1 protein-coding gene is annotated in these 516 nt (G+C 39.9%); it reads left to right on the top strand.

Annotated features, from left to right (window positions below; genetic code table 11):
• Positions 1–58: 58 nt before the first annotated feature.
• On the top strand, positions 59–516 hold a 458-nt coding region (locus IE142_RS40490; protein WP_191889540.1), incomplete at its 3' end, for a class I tRNA ligase family protein.

The raw sequence follows: 516 nt of genomic DNA, 5'->3' as shown, positions 1-516 counted from the left end.
ACGGATAGGTTAACATCAAAGACCCTTTTTTTAATTTAATGGAAGTAAGATCCTTACTATGTCTCACGTCGCGAATAAATTATTGGTAACCTGCGCGTTACCTTATGCTAACGGTTCAATTCATCTCGGTCATATCCTTGAACACATTCAGGCTGATATCTGGGTCCGTTACCAACGAATGCGCGGCAAAGAAGTTCATTTCATCTGCGCTGATGATGCTCACGGCACGCCTATTATGCTGAAAGCTCAACAATTGGGTATTACCCCAGAAGCCATGATTGAAGAGATGAGCAAAGAGCATCAACAGGATTTTGCCGGTTTTAATATCAGCTACGATAATTATCACTCCACACACAGTGAAGAAAATCGTCAATTATCGACGAAAATTTATCTAGCCCTGAAAAAAAATGGTCATATTAAAAGTAAAACAATTTCTCAACTTTATGATGAAGAAAAAGGCATGTTCTTGCCTGATCGTTTTGTTAAAGGGACTTGCCCTAAGTGTAAAGCGCCCGG

The organism is Streptomyces mutabilis, from assembly GCF_014649815.1.
GTDB lineage: Bacteria > Actinomycetota > Actinomycetes > Streptomycetales > Streptomycetaceae > Streptomyces > Streptomyces mutabilis.
This window is presented reverse-complemented; position numbering and strand designations above follow the sequence as displayed.